Raw genomic sequence first — 23,838 nt, forward strand, 5'->3', positions numbered from 1 at the left:
AGGCCTCCGCATTCGCCGACAGCCTGCCCGCCCGGCGCGATGCCGGCACCTCCACCGAATCCGCCTCCGGCGCCCGAGGAATCCCGTCGGTACGCTCGCCCTGATCCCGGTCGTACGGGAGAACGGGCGCGACGGGCGACGGGATTCCCTGCACGGCACGCCCCCCGCCCCGCCCCGGTGACGGGGCGGGGCGAGGGGGTTTCAGATGGTGGTCGGGAGTGGTGGGGGTCAGGGGATGGTGATGAAGCGGGCGGTGCTGGGGACTCCTTGGGCGTTGAGGGCGAAGAGCATGTAGGTGCCGGGGAGGACCACACCTCTGTCGGCCGGGATGGAGACCGTATAGGTGTTGGTGCCCGCGGAGGTGGAGGTCAGGGGGACGCGTCGCTGGTCGTTGTCGGTGGAGTGGGTCGCGGCCGCCGCCCGCATCAGCACGAAGGAGGCCACCGGCCCGCCGGTGGTGACCGTGAGCGAGGTGCCCGCGGGGGCCTGGGACGGTACGCCGCCGGTGATGGCGGGACGCGGTTTGGGTGAGCCGTCCGCGTTGAGCAGGTACGGCGGGGTGAACACGGCTCCGTCGGCGTGGTTGGTGGCGCAGTCGCCGCAGAGGCCGCCGCCGCCGGAGAAGATCCGGCCGTCGGGCAGCAGGTTCGCCACGCTGTGGTAGTTCCGCGGGATGGCCATGGTGGCGAGCGGGGTGAAGTTGCCGGTCGCCGGGTCCCACAGTTCGGGGGTCAGCACGGAGGTGGCGTCGCTGAACGGTACGGGGAACGACTGGCCGCCGAAGACGGCGACCTTCCCGTCGGGCATGACGACGCTGTTGGCGAAGGCGCGGGCCTGGTCCATATCGCCCGTACGCGCGGCCTGGACCTGGCTGCCGTTGACGCTCACGGTGTACGCGCGCCGGGTGGCGGGCACGTTGTCGTACGCGGTCGAGCCGCCCAGGGTGAGCAGTTTGTTGATGTCGTACGCGACGGCGTTGCCGGTCATGGCGTCCTGGCTGTCGGCGCGGGTGCCGGCCGGGGTGACGCTGCCGTTCCCGGTGGTGGTGATCCAGTTCATCTGCTTACTCGGGCCGAGTTGGAGCACCTTGCCGCCCGAAGTGGCGTACAGCCACATGTGGTTGTCGGCGCGGTAGGGGCCGGCCGGGTCGGCGGTCATGGCCGTGGTGGCCGGGACGCCGGGGAGCTTGCGCCAGGTGGAGGTGTTCGGGGACCAGACCTCGCCGGCCTTGTCACCGGGGGCTCCGCTCCAGGACCCGCCGAGGACGAACGCCTCGCCGGTGGAGAGCAGGGTCATCGACTGATAGCCGCGGGCGATGTTCATATTGCTGGTCGTGGACCAGGTGTCGGTGGCCGGGTTGTAGATGCTGGCCTTCTCCGCGTTGCTGCCGCCGGTGACCAGGACCCGGCCGTCGGCGAGCATCGCGATCCCCGGGCAGAACATGTCGTGGCCGGTGTTGTCGATGCGGCGCTGGGTGACCTTGCCCGTCTTCAGGTCGAGGATCGCGGTCTGGGTGTAGCCGTTGCTGCCGCCGAAGCGGTCGACCGCGTACGCCGACCAGGCCAAGAGCTTGTCGCCGGGCAGGACGGCGGTGGCTACTGGTACGAGGGGGAATCCGGTGACCCGGTCCCAGGCGCCGTGGGTGGCCGGATTGGCCGGTCCGCTCAGGCGTATCTCGGCGGCCGTGGTCCAGGGCCCGCGGTTGCCGGCCTCGCCGGTCACGGTCAAGCGTACATAGCGGGCGGTCGCGGCTTGGGTGAAGGTGGCGGTCTTGACGGTGTCGTCGTCGCGCCAGGTACCCGCCGCGACCGGGGTGCCGAAGGTGGTCCCGTTGGTGCTGGTGGTAACGGTGTACGCGCCCGCGCGCCCGTTGGGGCCGTCGTTGCGGGGCTGGTAGACGAGGGCGGAGACGGCCGTCGTGCGGTTCATGTCGATGGTGATGCTGTGCGGCAGCGGGGCCGGGGTGCCGGCATACCTGCTGTGCCAGATGGTGGCCGCGCTGCCGTCGAGGACGTTGGCCGCGCGGCCGTTCTCGGCGACGGTCTCCTCATCGCTCGCCGTGGCCGTCCATCCGGTGCGGGGCAGGTCGACGGTGGCGGCCGGGGTTCCCGGGTCGCCGAGCAGGTTGAGCTCGGCGGCGGTGGTCCACGGGCCGCGGTTGCCGGCCTCGGTGGCAGCGGTGAGGCGGACGAACCGGGCGCCGGTCGGGGCGAATCCGAGGGTCTTGGCGGTGGCGTCGTCCGCGAGGGTGCCGGTGGCGACGGGACTGCCCCAGTTCTGCCCGTCCGTGCTCATGCTGATGCTGTACTCGCCGACGCGCCCGTTGGGGCCGTCGTTGCGGGGCAGGTAGACGAGGCCGGAGACGACCGCCGTGCGGTTCATGTCGATGGTGATGCTGTGCGGCAGCGGGGCCGGGGTGCCGGCATACCTGCTGTGCCAGATGGTGGCCGCGCTGCCGTCGAGGACGTTGGCCGCGCGGCCGTTCTCGGCGGCGGTCTCCTCATCGCTCGCCGTGACGGTCCATCCGGTCCGGTCGAGTAGCGGAGCCGCGGGCTCCATGGCGTTCGCCGGGGCCACGGCGTGGTGCGGCGAAGCCTTCGCCGCCTGCTGGCCGGCTGGTGCGGACGCCGGCCGGTGCGCCGCCCCGTGGGGGCCGCCGTCCGGCCCGGCATTCGCCACGCCGAGCCATGGTGTGGCCCCGACGAGCAACGAGCCGAGGGCAAAGGCGATGAGCAGAGGGGAACGGCGTAACGCTCGGGGGAGAGCGGAGATACGTCTGGGCTGCAATCGGACCTCCTGGGCAGACCGCGGAAGCGGAAAGAGAACGGTGAAGCGCCGAGATCGGCTGTGAACCCGCCGTGAACCCCTTGAACATAAGATCGTCACACATTAATTCGGGCGCAGAACAGGCGAGTTGGCGCAAAACCTCCGCCCTTGTACGCGAAGCCGACCCCTCCGCCGGATGAAGCCCGCACCACCCGTGCCGCCCGGACGGCGAACGCCCCTGCTCGCCTCGTTCACCGGCGGCGAGCACTCCCCGGCAGCCCGTTCGCGGTGTCGTCCGGATCCGAGCGAGAGTCGAAGCAGATCACCGGGTCCATCGCGGGTCCGCGCCGGGCGGGGTCGGCCCGACGGTTCAGCCGCCCGGAGCAGTCGCCTCCGGTGCCGCGTCGTTCATGTCCGGCGTCCGCCCCTCCCCGGAAGGCGTCGCCGGACCGCCCGGTCCCCAACCGGTTCCCGGGAACAGCGGAAAGGCGGTACCGGATTACTCCGATACCGCCTGCGACCTGCTTCAAGAGCTGGTCGGGACGACAGGATTCGAACCTGCGACCCCTTGACCCCCAGGAGTGAGGGTCAGAGTACAAGCGCGCCCGCAGTCTCCGCTCCCGGTATCACGGGCACTGGCGCCGGGGCGGATCGCCTGGTTGACGCGACACGCCAGGTGTCCGGCTCGCCGGCGGGCTCAGTCATCCGAAACAGACGGACAGAGGCGTTCGCCGGCTACACCCAGGTGTAGTTCGCGTCGGTGACGGCGTCCAGGGCCGCGTTGGTGACGGCGGCGTGCGGGTCGGCGAGGGCTGCGAGGGCGGGGCCGATCGGCGGGAAGATCGGCAGCTCGGCGGTCTTGCGGTAGTCGATCCACTCGATGACGCCGACTTCAAGGCTGCCGTCGGAGAGCTCGTCGAGTTCCTGTTCGGCGAGGGTCTCGCGGAGGTCGGGGCTGATGTGGAAGCGGTAGATCAGGTGGAGCTTGCGCGGCGGCGGGGTCGGGCCCGGGCGGGTCACCCGTTGGTCGACTACCCACATCAGGTCCCCGCCCTCGGCCGCAGCCGTGTCCAGGCCGAGTTCTTCGGCGAGCTCGCGGGCGAGAGCTTGGTCGAGGTCTTCGCCGTGTTCGACATTGCCGCCGGGTGGGGTGTAGTGGATGGAGTCGGCGCGGTCGCGGCGGATGAGGGCGACGTCGTCGCCGCAGAACACCAGCGCCCCGGTCCGGATCTTGATCCGGGAGAACGGGGCGGGTGTGGCAGGGGTGTTCGTCATGGCCGCCAGTATCGCGGCGGGCTGCGGGTGCCGGGCGGGCCTTGCCCCGAACTCACCCGCCCGGAACCGGACACGGTGTCCACTTGCGGGCGGTCAGGCGGCGGGTAGCCCCGGCAGGGCGAACACCTTGCGGCCCTCCTTCATGCCGGTGTGTTGGATCCAGCCGTCCGGCAGGTTCAGCACGTGGCGGCGCAGTCGGCAGCCGGTCGCGCGCATCACCGGTGAGATTTGGCAGGGGTCGAGTTCCTGCACCAGCAGGATCGGCGTGTTCGTGGCCGGTTCCTCTTCCCCGCGAGGGCGATCGGGAGCCGACCGGTGGGGGTGAGGGGAAGCGGGGTGATCCGCCAGATCGGGCCGCTGACGGTGAAGAGGCCGGCCTGGCCGAAGCCGCGTTCCTCGCGCGGGTTCATCGGCTCGCCGTTGGTGGCGGTGTCGGCGAAGCCGTGGAGCGGCTCTGCACGAGCTGTCGGTGGCCTCTGCCCACAGACAGCCCCATCCGCCCGCTTGGCTCCGCTGTGAGCGAGAAGGACTCGCTCGCCATCTGACTCGATCGGGAGTCCAAGGACGAGGAGGACCTCGAGGCCGAGCGTGGGCGGTCATGGACCGCCCCGCGATGCGGAGGGTGCGGTGGCGGCGGGACGATCCGCGACCACGTCGACGCACTCGCCGCCCGGGCCGCTGCCTCAGGACACGGTGGGATCCGGGTGGCAGCAATCGCCGCCGGGCATCTGCGCGAGGTCGAGGACGGCACCGCCCTGGACAGCGGCGGTGTGGCAGAGTACTGGACCCTCGACCAGGACGAGCGGTCCCTGGCAACCGTCGCCGCCGTCTGCGGACATCACGGGTGGGGCTTCATCTGCGTGCATACGCAAAGCGGCAAGGAAAATCACTCGACTAACCGGGAACAATTGCCCCGAAATCCATTCGGCTTGGTGATCGGTGAACAACTGTCGGCAGACGCAAAAGAAGTGCTTCCGGTTCGCACCCGGGCGGTCCGGCAGCACAGGGTTCAGGCAGCCGATACCGGACCGTTGCAACGCGGGTAAGCGGACCGACCCTTGATGAAACCGCCGAAAGATGGCCTTCAGTTGCGGGTACCGGCACGAAGGGGGCTGCGCGCTCGACGGAATCCGGCGTCCCAGCCGCAGACCGGCAGACGGAATGCGTATGCGGGATAACCGGTGGCCCAAAGGTGGGGGTACCACTATCGCCGCGGACGATCGCATGCCGCTAGCTTCATATCGACCACCACCGTCCAAGCCTTGGAGACATCGATATGACGATGCGCCTGCGTTCACTCTCGGCCGTACTGGTGGGTGGATTGGCCGCAGCCGGGCTCAGCGCGTGCGGGCCCGGAGAAACCTTCGAGGACGACGCGTCGTTGCAGGAACAGGTTGTGTCGGTACAGCTGGACACGGGTACCGGCAGCGTCACACTCCGCGGCCGGGAAGACCTCGCCAAGATCTCCATCCACCGCAAGATCACCTACCATGGGGATAAACCGGACGGAGCTACACACCGGTTCAACGACGGACAGTTAACACTCCGGGGCTGCGGTGACGACTGCAAGGTGGACTACACGGTGGAGGTTCCCGCCGGCGTCACGGTCGAGGGAGAGACGTCGCGGGGGGACGTCAAACTGTCCCTGGTCGGCACAGTGGATCTGAGGACCGGCTCAGGCGATATCACCCTGGACGAGGTCGCAGGAAAGGTGAAAGCTCGGGCCTCCAACGGAAACATCAAGGGGAAGAATCTGCAGGGCAGCCGCATCGACGCAGAGACTTCGAATGGCGACATCGCCCTGACCCCCGGAAAGGCGCAGGACATCCGCGCCAAGACCTCCAACGGGGAGCTGACGGTCCACCTGCCTGACAGCAGTTACCGAATCTCGGTGAAGACCGGCAAGGGGGAAGAGAACCTCGATGTCGAGAGTGACCCCTCCGGCCGACACCACATCGACCTGACAAGCGGCAATGGGGATGTTTCAGTCAAGCGCGCTTGAGCGTTGCCCGCGGCTCACGAGCGGGAGGTCCCGCTCGTGAGCCGGGGCAGTTCCGGTGGAAGCCGGGCAGTGAGAAGCGGCCGCGGGTGTCAGCTCGCGGATCCTGCCAGGTCGTGGGCGCCGAAGACCGGCATATACCGCGGCAGGGCGTTCCAGATCTGCGAGGTGAAGAAGTGGCCGCCCGGCAGTGCAGCCATCGACCAGGGACCGCTGGTCAGTTCGGACCACCCCTCGTGCAGCGGGCTCGCCTCGGCTTCACCGACCAGCAGGTGGATGCCGGCTCGCAGCTGCTCCCCGGGCTCGTATCGGTAGGAGGAGTACGCGGTGAGATCCATCCGGAGCAGGTCGACCGCCATGGCGCGCAGATCCGGATCGGCCAGTACCGCTTGCGGTGCGCCGCCGATGGCCTCCAGCCAGGTGGACAGCTCCGCGTCCGGCGCTCCCGCGAGCGCGGCCGTCCGGGTCCCGGCCCAGTACTGGGGGGCGATGTGTCCGGACAGCACCAAGGCCTCCGGACCGTCGGCGCCCTGAGCCTGGAGAACCCTGGCCACTTCGTAGGCGACCAGGGCGCCCATGCTGTGGCCGTAGAGAACGTACGGTCCTCGCACCTCGTTCTGCACGGCGTCCGCGGCGTCCGCGACCAGGCCCTCCCAGCCGCCGGTGATCTCTTCCTCATATCGAAGCTCACGCCCCGGATAGCACAGAGCCCGCAGTTCGGTGTCGACCGGCAACTGTCTGGCCCAGGGCCGGAATCCCACGGTGCCACTGCCGGCGAAGCCGAGGCAGACAAGACGCCTTGACGCCCAGGGCCGGGGATGCGGGCGGGTAATCCGCTTCATGACCGCGCCCCTCCCGCCGCTTCCGCCCGGAGAACGTCGCGCAGCGCCTCAAGGGCCGTGGTGAGATCGGCCCGGGTCACCGACAGCGGTGGCCGCCAGCGCAGTTCACGCTCGCCGGATCCGAGGAAGATGACCCCGTGCTTGGTCAGAGCCCGTGCCACGACCCGGTTTCGCACATCCCGGGACGGCAGCGTGATCGCGCACATCAGGCCACGGCCCCGTGGGTCGCTGACCAGCTCGGGCAGGTCCGCGGCGAGTTCACGCAGCCCTCCTAGCAGGAATGCCCCGGTTGTGCGGACGGCGGCGAACAGATTGTCCCGTTCGACGATTTCCAGGATCCGGGTGGCCCTGACCATATCGGTCAGATTTCCTCCCCAGGTGGAGCTGAGGCGGCTGGAGGCACGGAACGCGTTACTCTCCACCTCGCGAACCCTGCGGCCGCCGAGCACCCCGCAGACCTGGGTCTTCTTGCCGAAGGCAATCAGATCGGGGGACAGTCCCAGCGTGTCGGATGCCCAGCGATCCCCCGTGATCCCGAATCCGGACTGCACCTCGTCCGCCACGAAGAGGGCGTCGTGAGAGCGGCACAGCTCGGCCATGGCATTCAGGAACTGCGGTCGCAGATGACGATCACCTCCCTCACCCTGAATGGGTTCGAAGACAAAGCAGGCAATCTCGTCGGCGTAGCGCCGGAAGGCGGCCTTCGCCGCGGTGAGTGCCTGCCGCTCCCCGGCCAGCAGGCCCGGCTCGTCCCACCGGCCCATGTCGTTGACGGCTGGGCTGGGAATCCGCGGCCAGTCGAACGCCGGGAAATCCCTCGTCTTCGACGGATCGGTGTTCGTCAGTGACATCGTGTAGCCGCTACGGCCATGGAAGGCATGCTCCAGGTGCAGGGCACGGGAGCCTCGCATCGCGATCCCACGGGCCGCATTGTGCTGAGTCTTCCAGTCGAAGGCGACCTTGAGTGCGTTCTCGACAGCTGCAGCTCCCCCGTCGATATAGAAGACGTACGGCATGTCGTCCGAGCCGAGAACGCTCAGAAAAGTGGTGCTGAAACGTATCTGCTCGCTGGTACCGAAATCGGGGTTGGCCGGCTTCATCCGGGCGGTGGCGAGCAGCGCTTCGTCGAACTCCGCGTCGCCGTGCAGGCCGGGGTGGTTGTGACCCAGCGGTGCCGATGCATAGAACATGGACATGTCGAGGTATCGGGAGCCATCCCGTTCGTCCACGAGCCAGCAGCCGGTGCTGGCACGAACATCGACCAGGATGTCGTTGAAGTCACCTGTGACATGGGTACGGAGGTAGTCGAGCCCAGTGCCATTCATGGGGGTTCCTCTCTGTACGTCCGTGCTGGGCGAGTGCCGGGTCGTCATGTCTGTCGCGCCTGGCGCTCGCGGACACTGCGCGGTCGGATATCGCTCCAGATCCGGTCGATATGAGCGAGGCACTCCTCACGGGTGCCCCGGGTACCCTTCCGGTGCCAGCCGATGGGGAGGTCTCGTTCGGCCTCCCAGATCGAGTACTGCTCCTCGTCGTTGCAGACGACGTCGTACAGCGTGGCTTCGGACACGGCGGTGCTCCTCAATAGGGTTACGGATTCGGTAGTTGGATTTCATGGTGCTGCGGCCGGGTCATACGACCCCGGACGCGGCCGGTGCAATCGCATCGGCTCCGGTCTCGACCGACCGCCCCCGTTCGAGCTTGATAACCTGGTCGGCGATGCCGAAATACCGGTCGTCGTGGGTGACGGCGACCACGGTTCTGCCTTGATCACGCAGAATCGGCAGAACCTCGGTGTAAAAGAAGTCCCGGAACTCCGGGTCCTGGTCGGCGGCCCACTCGTCGAACAGCAGCACAGGCCGGTCAGAGAGCAGAGCGCAGACAAGAGCGAGGCGTTTGCGCTGCCCGGTGGAGAGGGAGATGGTCGAAAAATCTCCGTCCTGCACGGACACCTTGCCGTCCATGCCGACGTGCGCCAGCAGTCGGTTGGCCTCCTCGTCGCCGTCCGGACGATGCGGCAGGGTGCGGAAGAGATGGACGTCGGCGAACACCCCCGCGACACTCTGCCGAAGTGCTTCCACCGCGGCGCCGGAGACCGGCTCACCGTTGAGACTGATCTCTCCGCCGCTGGGCGGATACAGGCCGCAGACGATCTTCGCCAGGGTGGTTTTGCCGCTGCCGTTTCCACCGACCAGGAAGGTGATGGTGCCGGGCGCGAAGTCGGCGTCGACCGGACCGACCGCGAAACCCGCACCGCCCTCGGCTCCGTCGTACCGGAACGTGACGGCCCGCAGCCGGAGCAGCGCCCGCGCAGGTTCCGCGGTAGGCCGCTTCGGTAGCGCCCGGAACCCGCGCTCGTCACCCAGGTCCAGGGAGTTGAGGGAGTTGAGGGCCGTGGTGGCTCTGCCCAGCGCCGGAATGAGATTGAGAATGGTCACCAGCGGGGTGTTGATGTAGAGGACAGCCAGGGTAAAACCGGTCAGGTCGTCGCCGTCGACTCCGAACTGCGGTCCGGCGAAGAGCACGACACCGATGCCGGCGAGAAACAGCAGCTGTCCCCAGGAGCCCGCAACGGTGTACAGGGCCACGCCCCGGGTGGTGTCCCGCACCAGCAGTGCGCCGGTTCCTTCCACTCCTTTCTCAAGAACCGCGGCGCGCCGCTCACGGTCGAGTTTCAGTTCCTTGATGCCGTGGGTGACGCTCTCCAGATGGGCGTGCATGGCGTCCTGATGCTCGCGGGCACGGCGTAAGTACACCCCGGCTCTGCGGACCGGGAGTTGGTAGAGCAGCAGGCCCAGTGCGAGTACGCCTCCCATGCCGAGCAGCACTTTCAGCGAGAGCAGTCCGATGTATACGAAGGCGCCGATGACGATCGCACAGTTCATCACCAGCAGCGGCACACTGCTGACGGCATTGGTGATCACTTGTACGTCGTCGGTGAGAGCGGACTGAAGTCGGGCCGTGCCAATCCGCTCGATCCGCTGTATTCCGGTGTCCAGGATCCGGCGACTCAGCTCCATGCGCAGTTCTTGGATGGTGCGCTGGGCAAGCCGGATCAGCAGGACGGAGGAGATCGCTCCGGCGAGTAGCACCGTTGACGCCGCAGCGACGAAGGACGCGATCAGCGCGGTGCCGGGGTCATCGAGGCGGTCGAGGACCTGGTGGAGAACGGCAATCAGGCCCACGGTGGCCGCACCGGACACCAAGCCCGCGAACAGCGCAGCGAACACCGCGGGGCGTGAGCGGGTCGCCAGGAGCGAGACGAAGTTCATCGCCGCTCCGTCTTTCCGGCCATGGTCTCGCCCTGCGTTTGTCTGATCACCTCGGCCAGACCCGCCACGGTGAAGTCAGCCAGTGCCTGCTGTACGCGCAGTCTCACGCCGAACTCACGCCGTATGCGCAGCAGCAGCCGGGTAGCGAGCAGGGAGTGTCCACCGGCGTCGTAGAAGTGGTCACGGATGCCCAGCCCCTCGAAACCGAGGAGCTCCTGCCAGAGCGTGAGCAGTGTCCGCTCCGTCTCGTCCCGCGGCGGCTGTGTGCTGTTTGCCGTGCTCAGGAAGTCGTCCGCGGTGGGAGGCGGCAGTCGTCGCTTGTCCAGCTTGCCGCTGGCGGTCTGCGGGATCTGCTCGACGGAGCAGATCGCGGCGGGCAGTGCGTAACGGGGCAGCCGTCCGGCCGCCCAGGTGCGCAACTCACCGCGGTCGAGCGCCTGCCCCTTGGACACCGCGTAGGCCACCAGACGGGGCAGGGCCCCGGCTGCGTCGTGCACCACGACGGTGCAGTCGGTAACGTCCGGGTGGCCGAGCAGTACGGATTCGACTTCGCCGAGTTCGATGCGGTGACCCCTGAGCTTGATCTGGTTGTCGAACCGGCCGAGGAACTCCAGCTGGCCGTCGGCCCGGTGACGGGCCCGGTCCCCGGTCCGGTACATTCGCGCCCCCGGGACCTCGGAGAACGGGTCCGGAAGAAAGCGCTCCGCAGTCAGTCCGGCGCGCCGCCAGTAGCCCTGGCCCACCTGGGCACCTCCGATGTACAGCTCGCCTGCCGCGCCGGGGGCGACGGGGCGCATCCGCTGGTCCAGGACCCGGATCGTGGAACCCGGCACCGGTCCTCCGATGGGGGCCCGCTGCCTGCGGGTGACCTCGGCGGTGAGCTCGGCGACGGTCATCAGGACGGTGGCCTCGGTGGGCCCATACCAGTTGAAGACCCGGCAGTCGTGTGCGGAGGGCCCGTCGAACCAGTCGGCGAACCGGGCCGGCACCACTTCCTCCCCTGCCAGCAGCAGCACCCGCAGTCCGATCGGCTCACCGCCCGTGTCGGCGGTGCCGTCGACGGCCGCCAGCTCCTGGGCGATGGTCGGCGTGGTTGCCAGCATGGAGACACCCTCGGTCCGCAGATGGATATGCAGCTGTTGTGGGTCCGCGGCCACGTCCCCGGGCACGAGGTGGATACGGGCCCCGGCCACCAGGCCGGCGAACAGCTCCCACACCGAGAGGTCGAAGGTGAAGGTGGAGCGGACGGCGATCACGTCCTGCGCCTCGGGTGCGATCACTGTTCCGGAGGCCTGGAGGTAGGCGAGCACATTGTGGTGGCTGATCCCGACCCCTTTGGGCACACCCGTGGAGCCCGATGTGTAGATCAGGTAGGCCAGGTCGCCCGGGCCGGGCCGCTCCGGGACGGCGCTCGTCGGGTCGGCGGCCGCTTCGGCGACGGTACGGACCGTAACGCCCTCCCGGGCCAGCAGATCGAGGACCGCACGGTCGTCGTCGGTCAGATGGGCGGTCAGGGCCGTCCGGCAACCCGAGTCGCGGATTACATGGGCAATGCGCTCCAGAGGCAGCTCCGGGTCGACGGGTACATACGCGGCGCCCGCCGACATCGCTGCGAGCAAGCCGGTCACCAGATCGGTGCCGCGCCGAGCGACCACTGCGACCGGGTCTCCCCGCCGTACACCGGCTGCGGCGAGGCCCGCGGCGGACGCTGCCGCCCGGTCGGCCAGGCGCCGGTAGGTGAGCGTTCCGTCGGGTCCGGTGACCGCGACCGCACCGGGTCGTACGTGAGCAATGCGGGCGACGGCCCGGTCCAGGGTTCCGGCCGGTACGTCGAGCGCACCGCCGTCGGCTCGACGGGCCTCGGTCTCGGTGTCGTGGGGCAGTAGTCCGGCCGCATCGTGCGGGCCTTCGGGGTCGGCGGCGAAGCGGCGCAACGCCTCCTCGTACATCGTGGCGAGGCCGGCCGCCCATGTGTCGGAGACCCGGTCACTGTCGTAGGCGAGTATCAGGCCCAGCTCGTGTCCGGGCGGGTGGACCGAGTACGTCGCCATAACGGCGTAGTTGGTGTCCTCGGCCGAACCGGGGTGTTCTTCGAGGAGCTCAACCACACCCGTGTCCAGCACTTCGCTGAGGGCATGGAAGCGGACGAAGTTCACACCCACGTCGAACAGCGGGTCGTTGCCGAGTGCCTGCTGCACGCTGATGAGCGGTGTGTGCCGGTGCTCCAGAAGCGTGCGTTCCTCGTCGAACGCGCGCCGTGCGAGATCGCGCCAGCTACCGCCGGGTACGGTCACCGAGGCCGGCAGCATATTGATGAACAGTCCCCGCAGGTCCTTGGCGCCGGGCAGATCGGGGCGACCGTGCAGGACCATTCCGGTAACCGGGTCGGTCACGGAGAGCGCCTCGGCCAGGACCTTGAAATGCACACCCACGGCCAGGCTCTTCAGCGGCATTCCCTCTTCCTTTGCGAGCCGGGTCAGGCGCTGCGAAGTGTCCGCGGCAATGTCGACCTTCACGCGGCGTACCTGGGGGAGCCCGGCCGGACGCAGGTCCACGACAGACCGTGGTTCGGCGTCCGCGAGCCGGTCCCGCCAGATCACAGCGACATCCGAGCTGTTCGCGGACTCCCGCTCCGTTCTGACGAAATCGGCGTACCTCAACGGGAGGTCGGGCCAGCGTTGCGCGTAATCCGGTTCGCGGTCGAGGAGCGCTGCCTGGCGGCTGAGGATCTCCGAAAGGGTGGAGGTCCAGCTCCAGCCGTCCAAAATGACATGGTTCTCGCTGACAGTGAGCTGAAACTCGTCGTCACCCAGCAGATGGACGGCGAGCCGCTGCAACGGCGCCCGCTCCAGGTCGAGATGGTTGATTCGTTCCGCGGCCACGAACGCATCGATCCCGGCGCGCTGTTCGTCCGGCGAACGGTCCGAAAGATCGCACACGGTCAGGCGTGGTTCCACATCACGGTGCACGATCTGCAGCGGTTCCGAATAGCCGTCCATGGAGATACTGGTCCGCAGAACAGGATGGCGGGCCATGGTGTCGGTGAGGGCCTTATGCAGCAGATCCGGATCGAGGCGCCCCCGCATCCGCACACTGACCGTGTTGTGGTAGATCCCCGCTTCGGGATGCAGGTGCAGGTGGTACAGCATCCCCGCCTGTGTCGCGGTCAGCGGATAAGCGTCCTCCGCATCCGCGGGAAGCACAACCCGGTCGTCGGCACTGATCATCTCGAAGGGGGCGGTGGGTTCCGGGCCGCGGTCGGGTTCACTCTGTGCGAGCCGAGCCGTGAACTCGGCGACCGTCTGGTGCTGGAACACCGCGTGCACCCGGGTCTCGTGGCCGAGTGCCCGCAGGGTGCCCGTGATCTCCACGGCCCGGATGGAATCGCCTCCCAGGGTGAAGAAGTTGTCGTGCAAACCGACCCGCTCGACGCCGAGGACCTCCGCCCAAACGTCGGCGACGGTCACTTCCAGTGGCGTGCGCGGAGCCGTGAAAGTAGTACCGGATGCGAGTCGGGCCTGCGCCGGGTCGGGCAAAGCACGTCGGTCCGCCTTGCCGTTGACGGTCAGCGGAATCCTGTCCAGGGCGGTGTAGACCGCGGGCACCATATAGGGCGGCAGCAGCCCCGCGGTGTGTTCGCGAAGGGACGAAACACCGGGCAGATCCCGGCCGGGAACGGGTACCAGCCACGCGACCAGTTGTTCACCGCGCACGTCCGCGGCCGCGGCAGCCACATCCGGATGGGCAACCAGGGCCACTTCCACCTCGCCGAGCTCGATCCGGAAGCCACGGATCTTCACCTGGGCGTCGCCACGGCCCCAGTACTCGAGCTCACCGTCCTCCGTGATACGGGCCAGGTCTCCGCTGCGGTAGAGACGGGCGCCCGGAGCGCCTGAGTACGGGTCGGGAAGAAACCGCTCGGCGGTGAGCGCCCCCCGGCCGGTATAGCCCGTGGCAACGCCCGCGCCGCCGACGTGGAGTTCACCGACCAGGCCCGGTGGCAGCGGATTCAGCCCTTCGTCGAGCACGTACAGCGTCAGATCGTCGATCGGCACGCCGATGGGGCTCCCGGTGCGCCCGCCCAGGTCCGCGGCCGTGATGACGCGGTAGCTGGAGTGCACCGTGGTCTCGGTGATGCCGTACATATTGACCAGGCGGGGATTCCGGTCACCGCGGGCGTCGATCCAGGGCCGCAACGTGTTCACATCGAGCCGCTCGCCGCCGAAGACCACGTATCGCAGTGCGAGGGCACGATGTGCTCCCTCAACGGCGTCCGCGGCCACGATGCCCTTGAAGGCCGACGGCGTCTGGCTGAACACGGTGACCGCGCAATCGTCCAGGAAGGCGAGCAGGTCCTGCGGGGACCTGGCGGTGTCGTCCGCCACCAGTGCCAGCTTGCCGCCGTGCAGCAGCGCTCCCCACAGCTCCCAGACGGACACGTCGAAGGCGTATGAGTGGAAGAAGCTCCATACATCATCGGGCCCGAATTCGAAGTGCCGGCCGGTCGCCGTGAACAGCCGTGCCACCTGGGCGTCCGCGACCTCCACCCCCTTGGGACGGCCGGTGGAACCCGAGGTGTAGATGACGTAGGCGATGTCGTCCGGGTGCCTGCCGGGCAGCCTGATTCCGTCCTCGGCCGGATCCAGTGCCGTGAGCGGACGACCGTGCCCGTCGATCGACACCTGGCGCATTCCCTTGCCTACACTCCCTGCCCCCTGTGCGCCGCAGACCACAACGCGGCCGCCGCAGTCGCCGAGGACATGACGGATGCGCTCCTCGGGATTGTGCACATCGAGCGGAACATAGGCCGCGCCCGCCCGCAGGACCGCGAGGATCGCCACAACCTGCGCGGGCCCGCGTTCCAGATGGAGTGGTACGCGTTCACCCGGCATCACACCTCCGGCTACCAGATGCCGGGCCAGGGTGTCGACACGATCCGCCAGCTCGGCGTAGGACACGGCCACGCCCTGCCAGCTCAGCGCCGTGCGCCGCGGGTACCGGCCGGCCGAGCGCAGAAATCCCTGGTCGAGGGTGTGTTCCACGAGGGCGGCAGCCCGCGGTCCGGGTAGTGCGCGGGGCTCGCTCAGGGGCAGCAGGCTCACGCTCCGGTCCGGTGCCTCGAGCCCTTCGGCCAGAAACCGGAGAAAGGCCTCGACCAGGGCCGACGCGGTGGACTCGTACAGCAGCTCGGTATCGTACTCAAGCATCAGCTCGAAGTCGTCGCCGCGGTCGGCCACACTGAGCGTGACATCGGTCTTGGAGGTACCGGTCTCGACAGGCACCGGGGTCATGACGGCCTCGCCCAGCCGCATCCGGGAGCGGTCCTCACCGAGGAAGGCGAACATGGCCCCGAACAAAGGGGACCCCGTACCGCCTCCCACCGCCGCGGTGGGCACATGCCGGTGATCCAAAGAGCGGGCGACGATCCGGGCGGACTCTTCGGCCAGCTCACGCAGGGTCGCTCCGTCCCGCAGCCGACTGCGCAGCGGCAGCGTGCTGATGAACGGGCCGACCGTACTGCGCAGCTCGGGCCGGGCCCGGCTGGCTACGGGCACGCCGATCACCAGGTCGTCGGTGCGGGCCACACGGTGCAGCACCGTACGCCAGGCGGCGAAGAGAACAGCGAATACGGACACTCCACAGCCGGCGGCGAACCGCTCGACGCCCTGCCGCAGGTCCGGTCCGGTGGTGCGGATCAGATGGCGCCCCTGGTGTGCGGAGACAGCCGGGCGCGGCTGGTCGAATGGCAGGCTCAGACCACGCGGGGCATCCTTCAGTTCGGCCCGCCAGTGGTCCACCGATGCCTGGGGCGAAGGCGCCTGTGCACTGTGCCGCTCCCACCAGGCGTAGTCGGTGTACGACGGCCCCACCGACGGTGACGGCGGGGTGCCGCCGCTACGGAATGCCTCATAGGTGTCCGTCAGCTCCTTAATGAGGACGCTCACCGACAGTCCGTCCACAACCAAATGGTGGAAGGCCACGACCAGCCGGTGTCGGTCGGGGGCGAAGGCCAGGAGCACACCGCGCACCAGGGGGGCGCCGCTGTCCAGCGCGAAGGGTTTGCGCAGTTCTGCACGGGTCAGCTCGTCCCTGCGCCGCTCCGCGGCCGGACGGTCCAGAGCGGTCAGATCGACATGGCGCAGCGGGGGCAGTTCGCCGAGGAGTCTGGGGTGAGGGGTGCCACGAACCTCCTCTGTTACCAGGCGCAGCCCTTCGTGCCGGTCCGGCAGTCGACCAAAGGCCCGGATGAGTGCGCCGGCGTCCAGCGGACCGTCTATATCGAGGGCGGCCGGCACGGTGTAAGCACCACCGGTGAGGTCGAGGGCGTGCGCGGTCCACAACTGCAGCTGGGTCTCGGACAGAACCACCTGCAGGGCGTCGGGACGGCGCTGCACCCGGGACGGGTTCGGGTGTTGCCGCGGCCGACGGGCCGCGAGGGCTCGCCCGGCCCGTTCAAGGCGATCGGAATCGGTCATCACTGTCCTTCGATGGCGTCATCGGCGGAGCCGGCGGCAGGAGCTGGGTCGTGGGCCTCGGCCGGGGCGTCGAGCGCGGCGAACGCCGCGACGAATTCACGGACGGAGCCGTCCTCGTCGTGTTCGAGCAGCAGCCGCGCCTGCTCCGCGACGGTCGGCCCTCCGAGCACCTTCTGCAAGGGGACCTCAGCCCGCATCAGTTCGCGGACTCGAGCCACTATGTGCATGGCGCGAATCGAGTCACCACCGAGCGCGAAGAAGCTGTCGTGGGCTCCGACGCGGTCGACTCCGAGAACGGTGCGCCAGATCTCCGCGACGACCAGCTCCGCCGGGGTACGCGGTGCGACAAATCGGCCCCCCTGTTGGAGATGGCCGTCCGCGGGATCCGGCAGAGCCCGTCTGTCGGTCTTTCCGTGTGTGGTCAGCGGCACCCGGTCCAGGGCGACGAACACGGCGGGCACCAGGTAGGGGGGCAGCACGCCTGAGCAGTGCTCGCGCAGCTGCTCCACAGTGGGCGGGCCGTCCGGGGCCGCCACGATCCACGCAACCAGGCGTCCGCCGCGGGCGTCGGCCACTGCTGCGGTGACAGCGGGATGCCGCAGCAGAACGGCCTCTATCTCGCCGGGCTCGACACGGTATCCGCGCACCTTCAGCTGGCTGTCGGCCCGCCCCATGTACTCCGGCCGGCCGGCGGCACCGATCCGGGCGAGGTCGCCGGTGCGGTAGAGCCGGACGCCGGGCCACTCGGAGAACGGGTCGGGCACGAACCGTTCGGCGGTCAGGGCACCCCGCCCCGCATACCCTCGCGCGACGCCCGCGCCACCGACGTACAGTTCTCCGATGGCCCCGGGTGGCACAGGGTTCATGGCGTCATCCAGGACATGAACCGCGGTGGCACCGATCGGAGGGCCGAGGTCCACCCGTGCCCCGTCTGTGACGACCCCGGCGGTGGCGTTGGCCGTGGTCTCGGAGGGGCCGTACAGATTCCACAGCCGTGCCCCAGGGAGGAGCCGACGGGTGCGGTGCACCAGCTCCGGGGTGAGTGCCTCTCCCCCGAGCAGCACGTCCAGGGGCCGTCGGTCTGTTCCGGCCTCACTCCCGGTCGGCTCAAGGGCCCGCAGCGTCTCGTCCCAGAGACGCGGCACGGTGTTGAGGGCGGTGATGTCCGGGCCACTGGCGGTGTTCGGGGCCAGGACGGCGGCAGCCAACGTCTCGGCGGGCCGCTCGTCCGCGGGGGGCAGTACGACCGTGCCGCCGAGCACGAGTGGACCCCACAGCTGCTTGAGAGCGGCGTCGAAGACCGGGGCCGCGGTCGCAGGAAGTACGGTGTCGGCGTCGATCAGACCGGCATCGGTGAGCCAGCCGAGGTAGTTGACAACATTACGGTGGGTCACCGCCACGGGCTTGGGCCGACCGGTCGAGCCGGAGGTGAAGAGGGTGTAGGCCAGGTGGTCGGGGCTCAGGGGCGGGCGGATATCGGCCGGCGGTGGCGGTTCGCCGTCCACAACGCCGCCTGCACGGCCGTCCGGCACCAGGACCACCCGACGACCACCCCCGTCCCCCACCAGCGGCGCCGTATCCGTGGTAGCGAGGCAGACTCGGGCGGACGCCTCGTCGAGCAGCGTGCCGATCCGGTCGGCCGGGTCGCCAGGATCGACTACCAGATAGGCGGCTCCGGAGCGCAGCACGGCAAGCTGCGCCACCAGGCGATCCACGGGGTCGGGTACGAGGACGGCAACAACGTCCTCCGGGCCCGCGTCCAGGCCGGTGGCAAGCCTGTCGGCATCCGCCAGCAGTCGACGGTACGTCAGTTCCCGGTTTCCGCTGCGCACAGCGGTCGCGCCCGGTGTGCGTGAGGCGACTCGGCCGATCAGCTCGGGCACTGTACGGTCCTGCCAATCGACGGCCGTGGGTGTGGCAGGGGTCACCAGAGACGGAGCGGGAGTGCCCAGACCGACCCGGCCGATCCGAATCCCCGGTGCCCTTCCGATCTGCTTGATGACCGTGGCGGTCGCCGTCAAAAGACGGTCCATCAGATCCCCACCGAGTTCGTCGGTGTACATCCCGTCGAGCCGCAACTCGACCAGGTCCTTCTGCCGCACCGCGATCAGCCTGAGTCCGGGCCCGCTGCCTCGCGCCGTGAGCGACTGGACGGGCCAAGTGCCCACGGAGGCCGGCACCTGGGTGAACGAGAAGCCCAGAGGGCCGATCACCCCTGACACGTCGCCCAGGAGTTCCACACTCTCGCGCTGTGCGGCGCGCGTGCTACGTACCGCGCCGACCACGTCCGCCAGCGTCCGCTCGGTGTCGACCTCGCAGCTGAACGGCAACCAGGAACTCAAGGGCCCGATCAGACGGTCGAGTCGGGGCACCTCACGCAGGCCGGTGCTCACTCGTACGGTAGGCGCCCGAACACCGCCGAACCGGTGAAGGACCACCAGCCAGGCGCTCAGCACCCGGGCCTCGGCGTCGGCGTACGGCCCGGGCAGGGCGACCCGGCGGAACGGCCGTGCCTTCAAGGGCAAGGGCACCCCTTTCCCGGCAGCGCCGTGCGAGGGCGCGGGCCCCAGGGAGCGCAGCCTGGCCAGTGCGTCGCCGGCCTCTCCGAGCCCTGTGGGTGCCGGGTTCACGTCCTGGCGGGCGCGCTCGGCATCCGGATCGTCGAGCACCTCGTGAAGCCATCCGGCGACGTCGACGTACTCCAGGTCGTCGTCCTGCTCGGGTGTGGCCGGGGCCGCGCCCCGCAGTTCGCGTTCCAGCTCGTCGGCGAGCAGCAGAAGCCCCTCCGGGTCCAGAACCTGCGCCGAGGCGGAGACTTCCATTCGGGCCGTGCCCACGAGGGCGGCGGTCCAGGGCCGGCCCCCGCCTTGCAGTAACGGTTCTGCGAATACGGTCAGCGTCGGTGGGCCGCCCACCGGAGAGGGTGTCAGTACCGTACGCAGCACCTCGTGGCGCCGTGTGACTGCCTCCACTGCGCCGGCCAGCTGCTCCTCTGTGACCGATTCCGGAACTGCCAGCTCAAGGGTGGCCACCGTATCGTCCTGGGCGGCGTCCTTCTGGTGCGGGCCCGCGCGAAAGGTCTCCGCGGCGGGCAGGGATGGCGCGGAGGTTGCTGTATTCACCTGCTGTCCCCCTTCAGTGGATCTGCGGTGGCGCCGTCCTCGACGAGGGCGACGGTTGTCGGACGGGTCTCCACCTGCTGCCAGTCAGCCGAGCCGGCCATCGCCACACGGATCTCACGCGGCCCGGTGAAGGGCCACCGCCCGTGTGCGACGAGCAGGTTGTCGACCAGAAGGACATCACCGGGCTGCCAGTCGAACACGGTCGACTCGGCCGCGAAGGCAGCCCTGATGGCATCGAGCTCTGCGGCGGTGAACTCGCTGCCGTCCCCGGACCTGCTCGTCTTGGGCACACGGTCAGGGCCGACCTGTTCCAGAAGCTCCGTGGCGAGTTCGGCTCCGATGGTGCTCAGGTGGAAGCTGGTGGCCTGGTTGAACCAGACCCACTCACCCGTTTCGGGGTGCCGTACCACTGCCGGCCGCACGGCCTCGGTACGCAGATGGTCGTAGGCAACACGGTGGAGACGCAGCCGCGTGCTCTCGGCGTAGGCGTCCAGGCCGCTCTCGTCGCACCCCAGTGCCTCCTGCCAGGGGATGCCGACGCCCGGCGTGTAGTTGCGTACGTAGCGGACTCCGTGCCGTTCGAGACGGGCGAGCAGATCGGCGGGAATCCGGCGCAGCACCTTCCGGGAGTCGGCGAGCGGGGTCTGGCCGCCGCTCTGCGCCGGGACGGCGCAGGAGAAGCCGAGCACCCGGGGCCACCGCCAGCTGTAGCAGGCCTCGTTGTGCATGTCAATGGCCTGGTCGGCCGGATACTCGGTGGAGGAGTAGACACCGTCGTCCAGCTCACTCCGCGGGGTCGCGCCGTCCTGATAGGCGAGGGCCCTGTCGCCGCCGACGGCCTCGATGACGGGGCGCAGCGCGTCGGCTCCCTCGTCGAATCCCCTGAAGAGGACAGCGCCGGACCGGTGCAGTTGCTCGCGGACAAGATCCGCGTTGGCCTGTACCCACGCGGTCAGCGGAACGCCGGGGTCCCGGGGGGCGGCGAGCACGGGCAGTGCCGAGGGCTGCATGGGGCCGAAGCGGACCACCGCCGGGCCGGTCAGCGACCTGCGCCTCAGGGCGCCTTGGGGAATGCGGGATACACGAAGGGACATGGGTGCTCCGAAGAATCGTCGGATGGCGCGTCAGGCGTTCCCCGGCAGCCTCACGGCACGCTCAGGGAGATCGCGTCGACGGGAATGTGCGGCCGGATCAGCCGCGGGAACGGTTGGACGGACCGAGGCGGGCTGCCCGGCGGTCACGGTTCGCGGCACGCTCGACGCGCACCTGCTTCCGCAGCCCGGTACAGACCTCACCGACCGTCGCCGCGTCTGCGGCCAGCGCTGTCAGGGCCGTACGGAACCGCTCGGCGAGGGCGGCGGCCCGCCCGTCACGGATCCGCCCGGTGTCGTGATTGAGGGCGATCGCGAGTCGGTCCCCGTCCGGGGCGACGGACACGGTGACCGGAAGTTCCGTCTGCTCTCGTGTCTCGGTGCGGACGACCGAGAGTTCCGGGAGCTCCGTTCCCAGGTCGGCGAAGGAGAAGTTGGACACGATCACCGAGGTGTCGAACAGCGCGGACGAGCTGGTCCGCCCATTCCACACGGCGATCCGCGCGAGGGGAGTGTGAATGTGTTCCTGTACCTGGTTCAAGGAGTGCTGCACATCCTTGGCCCAGGTGCCGAGCGGCAACGCCGCAGGCAGTCGGGTGCGGAGGGGAATCGTGTTGATGAACATGCCGATCATGCGTTCCACGTCCGGCAGGTCGGCGGGACGGCCCGAGCCCACGCTGCCGAACACCACGTCGTCCACACCGGTCTCGGCGGCGAGGGCGAGAGCCCACGCCGCATGGGCCATGCCCCCCAGAGTGACGCCGAGGCGTCCGGCTGTCGCACGCAGCTGCGCCGTGTCCGGAGCGGACAGGTGCAGGATGTGGTCTCGATGGACCGCGGGGCCTTCCCGGGGCACGGCGATCAACGCCGGATCGACGTCTTCCAGCATCCGGGTCCAGAACGCGCGTGCGGCCTCGGGGTCCTGCCGAGCCATCCAGCGTGTGAAGGTTCCGAAGTCGGGTGCCGGAACGGGCCGGGGGCTCCGCCCCTGCCGGATCGCAGCATAGTGTTCCAACACATCGCCCAGCAGAATCGGCAGGGCCCAGCCATCGAACAGAACATGGTGGTTGGTCCATACGAAAGCCCAGCGGCCGCCCCCGAGCCCGGCCACAGCGAGCCGGGCGAGCGGGCCGGTACCCAGATCGAAGCCGGCCTCGCGGTCCCGGGCGACAAAGGCGTCGAGACCGGCTTCCGGGTCCGATGTCAGGTCCAGGAACGTCACCGGCAGTTTGCGCACGGCAGGCACCACGAACAGCGGTCCGGGAACGCCCTGCCATACACACGCACCGCGCAGCACCGGGTGCCGGTCGAAGGAGGCCTGCCAGGCGTCCGCGAACGCATCCGGGTCCAGGTGTCCATCAAGGACGCAGACCAACTGCTCCACATAGACGCCGCTCGACCCGTTGTCCTCGGCGAGGGTACGGAACACCATGCCCTCCTGCGTCGGTGTGAGGGGCCACACCGCCGTCAGATCTCCCCATCGCCCGACCCAATCGCGAACGTCGGCGACCGCCGCCGTACCGTGCTTCAGCCCGGAGGACAGCATCAGCGGTTCCGTTCGGCCTGCGAGCGCGCGAAGCTCTTCCATCACGGCGTCCAGCAGAAGATCGGCCTCCGCCTGCCCGCTGTGTTCCACCTCGACGGCCAGGCTCCCATCGGTGATCAGGCTTTCCACCACGACCGCGGCGGGCCGTGTCCCGTCCGGGGCACGGACGCGGCCGAAGCCGGGTGCGATGAGTTCGAGCGAAGTGCCGGATGCCGTGGCCGTGCCGGTGCTGACCCGGCCCAGATAGTTGAAGTTGAAGTGAGGTGCGGGCAGTGAGGCGAAGAGGCCGGCCAGGCCGTTGTCGTGCGCCAGGTAGCGCAGCACACCGTGGTCGATGCCGCGATGCCGGAGATCGCGTAGCCGGGCGCGTACGTCCCACAGGGTTCCGAGCGGACTGTCGTCCGAGGCTGCTACCGGAAAGGGCGCGAGGGTGGTGAACCAGCCCACGCTGCGTGACAGATCGAGGTCGGGGTGCAGGTCCTCACGGCCGTGGCTCTCCAGCTCCACGACAACCGTGTCGAGACCGGCGATCCGGGCCTGGGCACGGGCGGCCGCCGTCAGCAGCCCTTCCTCGAAGGTGCTTCCCAGCCTGTGCACAAGCGCCTGCCGGAGGTGCTCGGTCTGCTCGGCTCCGAGCGTGCGGCGCGCCCGGCGAGCGGTGGCTTCGGTCCCGGGCGGTGTCGCAGCCGGGTCCGCTGCCGCGAGGGCGGCCAGCTCCTGGAGGTCCGTGCGGGCTCGGTGGTGTACGTGCGGGTCGAGTGCCCGCCGGCGCAGTTCGGCGGTCCATTGACGGTGCGTGGCACCCTCGGACTGCAGTGCCGGCTTGTCGCCCTCGCGTACGGCGGCGAGCGCGTACTCCAGGTCCTCGAGGACGATCCGCCAGGAGACGGCGTCCATGACCAGATGGTGGGCCGCCAGCACCAGGCGCTGCGGACCATGGGGGCCGAGGTCGGCGAGATGGGCTCGCAGGAGCGGACCGCGCACGGGATCGATCCGGGTGTTCAGGTCGTCGGCCAGTTCCTTCAGCCGCTGGTCGACTCGGCCGTCGGCGAGCGCGGACAGATCGGAGACCTCAACCGGCACCTCGGCCACCGGATCCACTGTCGCGCGCATCCGCCCGCTGCCGTCGTCCGTGAAGCGGGTCCGCAGCGCCTCATGGGTATCGGCCACGGCGTTCAGCGCCCTGGTCAGTTCGTCCCGGCCGATGCGATCACGCACTCCGAGCAGCAGGCCCATGTTCCAGTGGGCCGGTACCGCCAGGTCCAGCTCGTAGAACCACTGCTGGATCGGTCCGAGTTCGTCGGTACTGTCGCCCTGCGAACGGCCTCCGGCGCCGACGCCAAGAGTGGCGTGCGGGGCGAGTTGGGTGATCGTGGGGTGCTGGAACAGCTGCCTCGGGGTGATCCGGATACCGGCCCTCCGAGCCCTCGCCACCACCTGGATCGAGAG

General features: G+C 69.2%; 13 protein-coding genes and 1 tRNA gene. 2 read left to right on the top strand and 12 right to left on the bottom strand.

Annotated elements, in window-relative coordinates; translation table 11 throughout:
- Positions 1-228: 228 nt before the first annotated feature.
- The 4 genes from ACWDR0_RS07055 to ACWDR0_RS07070 form a co-directional block, all read right to left on the bottom strand.
- Positions 229-2,679, bottom strand: coding sequence for a discoidin domain-containing protein (locus ACWDR0_RS07055; RefSeq protein ID WP_456350618.1), 2,451 nt, complete (start codon positions 2,677-2,679; stop codon positions 229-231).
- A gap of 621 nt (positions 2,680-3,300) precedes the next feature.
- Positions 3,301-3,389 (bottom strand) — tRNA-OTHER (locus ACWDR0_RS07060).
- Positions 3,390-3,501: 112 nt separating this feature from the next.
- Positions 3,502-4,041: an NUDIX hydrolase gene (locus tag ACWDR0_RS07065; RefSeq protein WP_456350619.1), complete on the bottom strand. Its 540-nt coding sequence runs from the start codon at positions 4,039-4,041 to the stop codon at positions 3,502-3,504.
- Positions 4,042-4,134: 93 nt separating this feature from the next.
- Positions 4,135-4,293 (bottom strand): hypothetical protein, encoded by a 159-nt coding sequence (locus ACWDR0_RS07070; protein WP_456350620.1) that lies wholly within the window; start codon positions 4,291-4,293, stop codon positions 4,135-4,137.
- Between the two features lie 452 nt (positions 4,294-4,745).
- Here ACWDR0_RS07070 and ACWDR0_RS07075 point away from each other — a divergent pair, with 452 nt between their 5' ends.
- Both ACWDR0_RS07075 and ACWDR0_RS07080 read left to right on the top strand, forming a co-directional pair.
- Entirely contained in the window at positions 4,746-5,087 is a 342-nt protein-coding gene (locus ACWDR0_RS07075) for a hypothetical protein (protein ID WP_456350621.1), read from the top strand.
- A 230-nt stretch (positions 5,088-5,317) separates the two neighbouring features.
- The gene (locus ACWDR0_RS07080; protein WP_456350622.1) at positions 5,318-6,043 is read left to right on the top strand and encodes a DUF4097 family beta strand repeat-containing protein; all 726 of its coding nucleotides are present in this window, start codon (positions 5,318-5,320) and stop codon (positions 6,041-6,043) included.
- Between the two features lie 89 nt (positions 6,044-6,132).
- On the opposite strand, the gene ACWDR0_RS07085 is transcribed toward ACWDR0_RS07080, so the two are convergent.
- From ACWDR0_RS07085 to ACWDR0_RS07120, 8 genes are all read right to left on the bottom strand, one after another.
- Positions 6,133-6,882: a thioesterase II family protein gene (locus ACWDR0_RS07085; protein ID WP_456350623.1), complete on the bottom strand. Its 750-nt coding sequence runs from the start codon at positions 6,880-6,882 to the stop codon at positions 6,133-6,135.
- Positions 6,879-8,207: an L-lysine 6-transaminase gene (gene lat, locus ACWDR0_RS07090; protein WP_456350624.1), complete on the bottom strand. Its 1,329-nt coding sequence runs from the start codon at positions 8,205-8,207 to the stop codon at positions 6,879-6,881. Before lat ends, ACWDR0_RS07085 begins: the two co-directional genes overlap by 4 nt.
- A 44-nt stretch (positions 8,208-8,251) precedes the next feature.
- Positions 8,252-8,452: an MbtH family protein gene (locus ACWDR0_RS07095; RefSeq protein WP_456350625.1), complete on the bottom strand. Its 201-nt coding sequence runs from the start codon at positions 8,450-8,452 to the stop codon at positions 8,252-8,254.
- 61 nt (positions 8,453-8,513) lie between these two features.
- Positions 8,514-10,154 carry a cyclic peptide export ABC transporter gene (locus ACWDR0_RS07100; protein ID WP_456350626.1) on the bottom strand — a complete coding sequence of 547 codons (1,641 nt, stop codon included), beginning with the start codon at positions 10,152-10,154 and terminating at the stop codon, positions 8,514-8,516.
- Positions 10,151-16,522 carry an amino acid adenylation domain-containing protein gene (locus ACWDR0_RS07105; protein ID WP_456350627.1) on the bottom strand — a complete coding sequence of 2,124 codons (6,372 nt, stop codon included), beginning with the start codon at positions 16,520-16,522 and terminating at the stop codon, positions 10,151-10,153. Before ACWDR0_RS07105 ends, ACWDR0_RS07100 begins: the two co-directional genes overlap by 4 nt.
- A 107-nt stretch (positions 16,523-16,629) precedes the next feature.
- Positions 16,630-19,467 carry an amino acid adenylation domain-containing protein gene (locus tag ACWDR0_RS07110; RefSeq protein ID WP_456350628.1) on the bottom strand — a complete coding sequence of 946 codons (2,838 nt, stop codon included), beginning with the start codon at positions 19,465-19,467 and terminating at the stop codon, positions 16,630-16,632.
- A 281-nt stretch (positions 19,468-19,748) separates the two neighbouring features.
- Complete coding sequence (locus tag ACWDR0_RS07115; RefSeq protein WP_456350629.1) at positions 19,749-20,846, bottom strand: TauD/TfdA family dioxygenase; 1,098 nt, start codon at positions 20,844-20,846, stop codon at positions 19,749-19,751.
- Between the two features lie 97 nt (positions 20,847-20,943).
- Positions 20,944-23,838 (bottom strand): condensation domain-containing protein (locus ACWDR0_RS07120; protein WP_456350630.1); only part of this gene is annotated, 2,895 nt, incomplete at its 5' end.

The organism is Streptomyces sp. NPDC003691 (assembly GCF_053981115.1).

Bases quoted from the DNA above. Each gene is read 5' to 3' on its own strand.
- ACWDR0_RS07065 (WP_456350619.1), bottom strand. From the start codon at position 4,041: ATGACGAACACCCCTGCCACACCCGCCCCGTTCTCCCGGATCAAGATC.
- ACWDR0_RS07080 (WP_456350622.1), top strand. From the start codon at position 5,318: ATGACGATGCGCCTGCGTTCACTCTCGGCCGTACTGGTGGGTGGATTG.
- ACWDR0_RS07085 (WP_456350623.1), bottom strand. From the start codon at position 6,882: ATGAAGCGGATTACCCGCCCGCATCCCCGGCCCTGGGCGTCAAGGCGT.
- lat (WP_456350624.1), bottom strand. From the start codon at position 8,207: ATGAATGGCACTGGGCTCGACTACCTCCGTACCCATGTCACAGGTGAC.
- ACWDR0_RS07100 (WP_456350626.1), bottom strand. From the start codon at position 10,154: ATGAACTTCGTCTCGCTCCTGGCGACCCGCTCACGCCCCGCGGTGTTC.
- ACWDR0_RS07115 (WP_456350629.1), bottom strand. From the start codon at position 20,846: ATGTCCCTTCGTGTATCCCGCATTCCCCAAGGCGCCCTGAGGCGCAGG.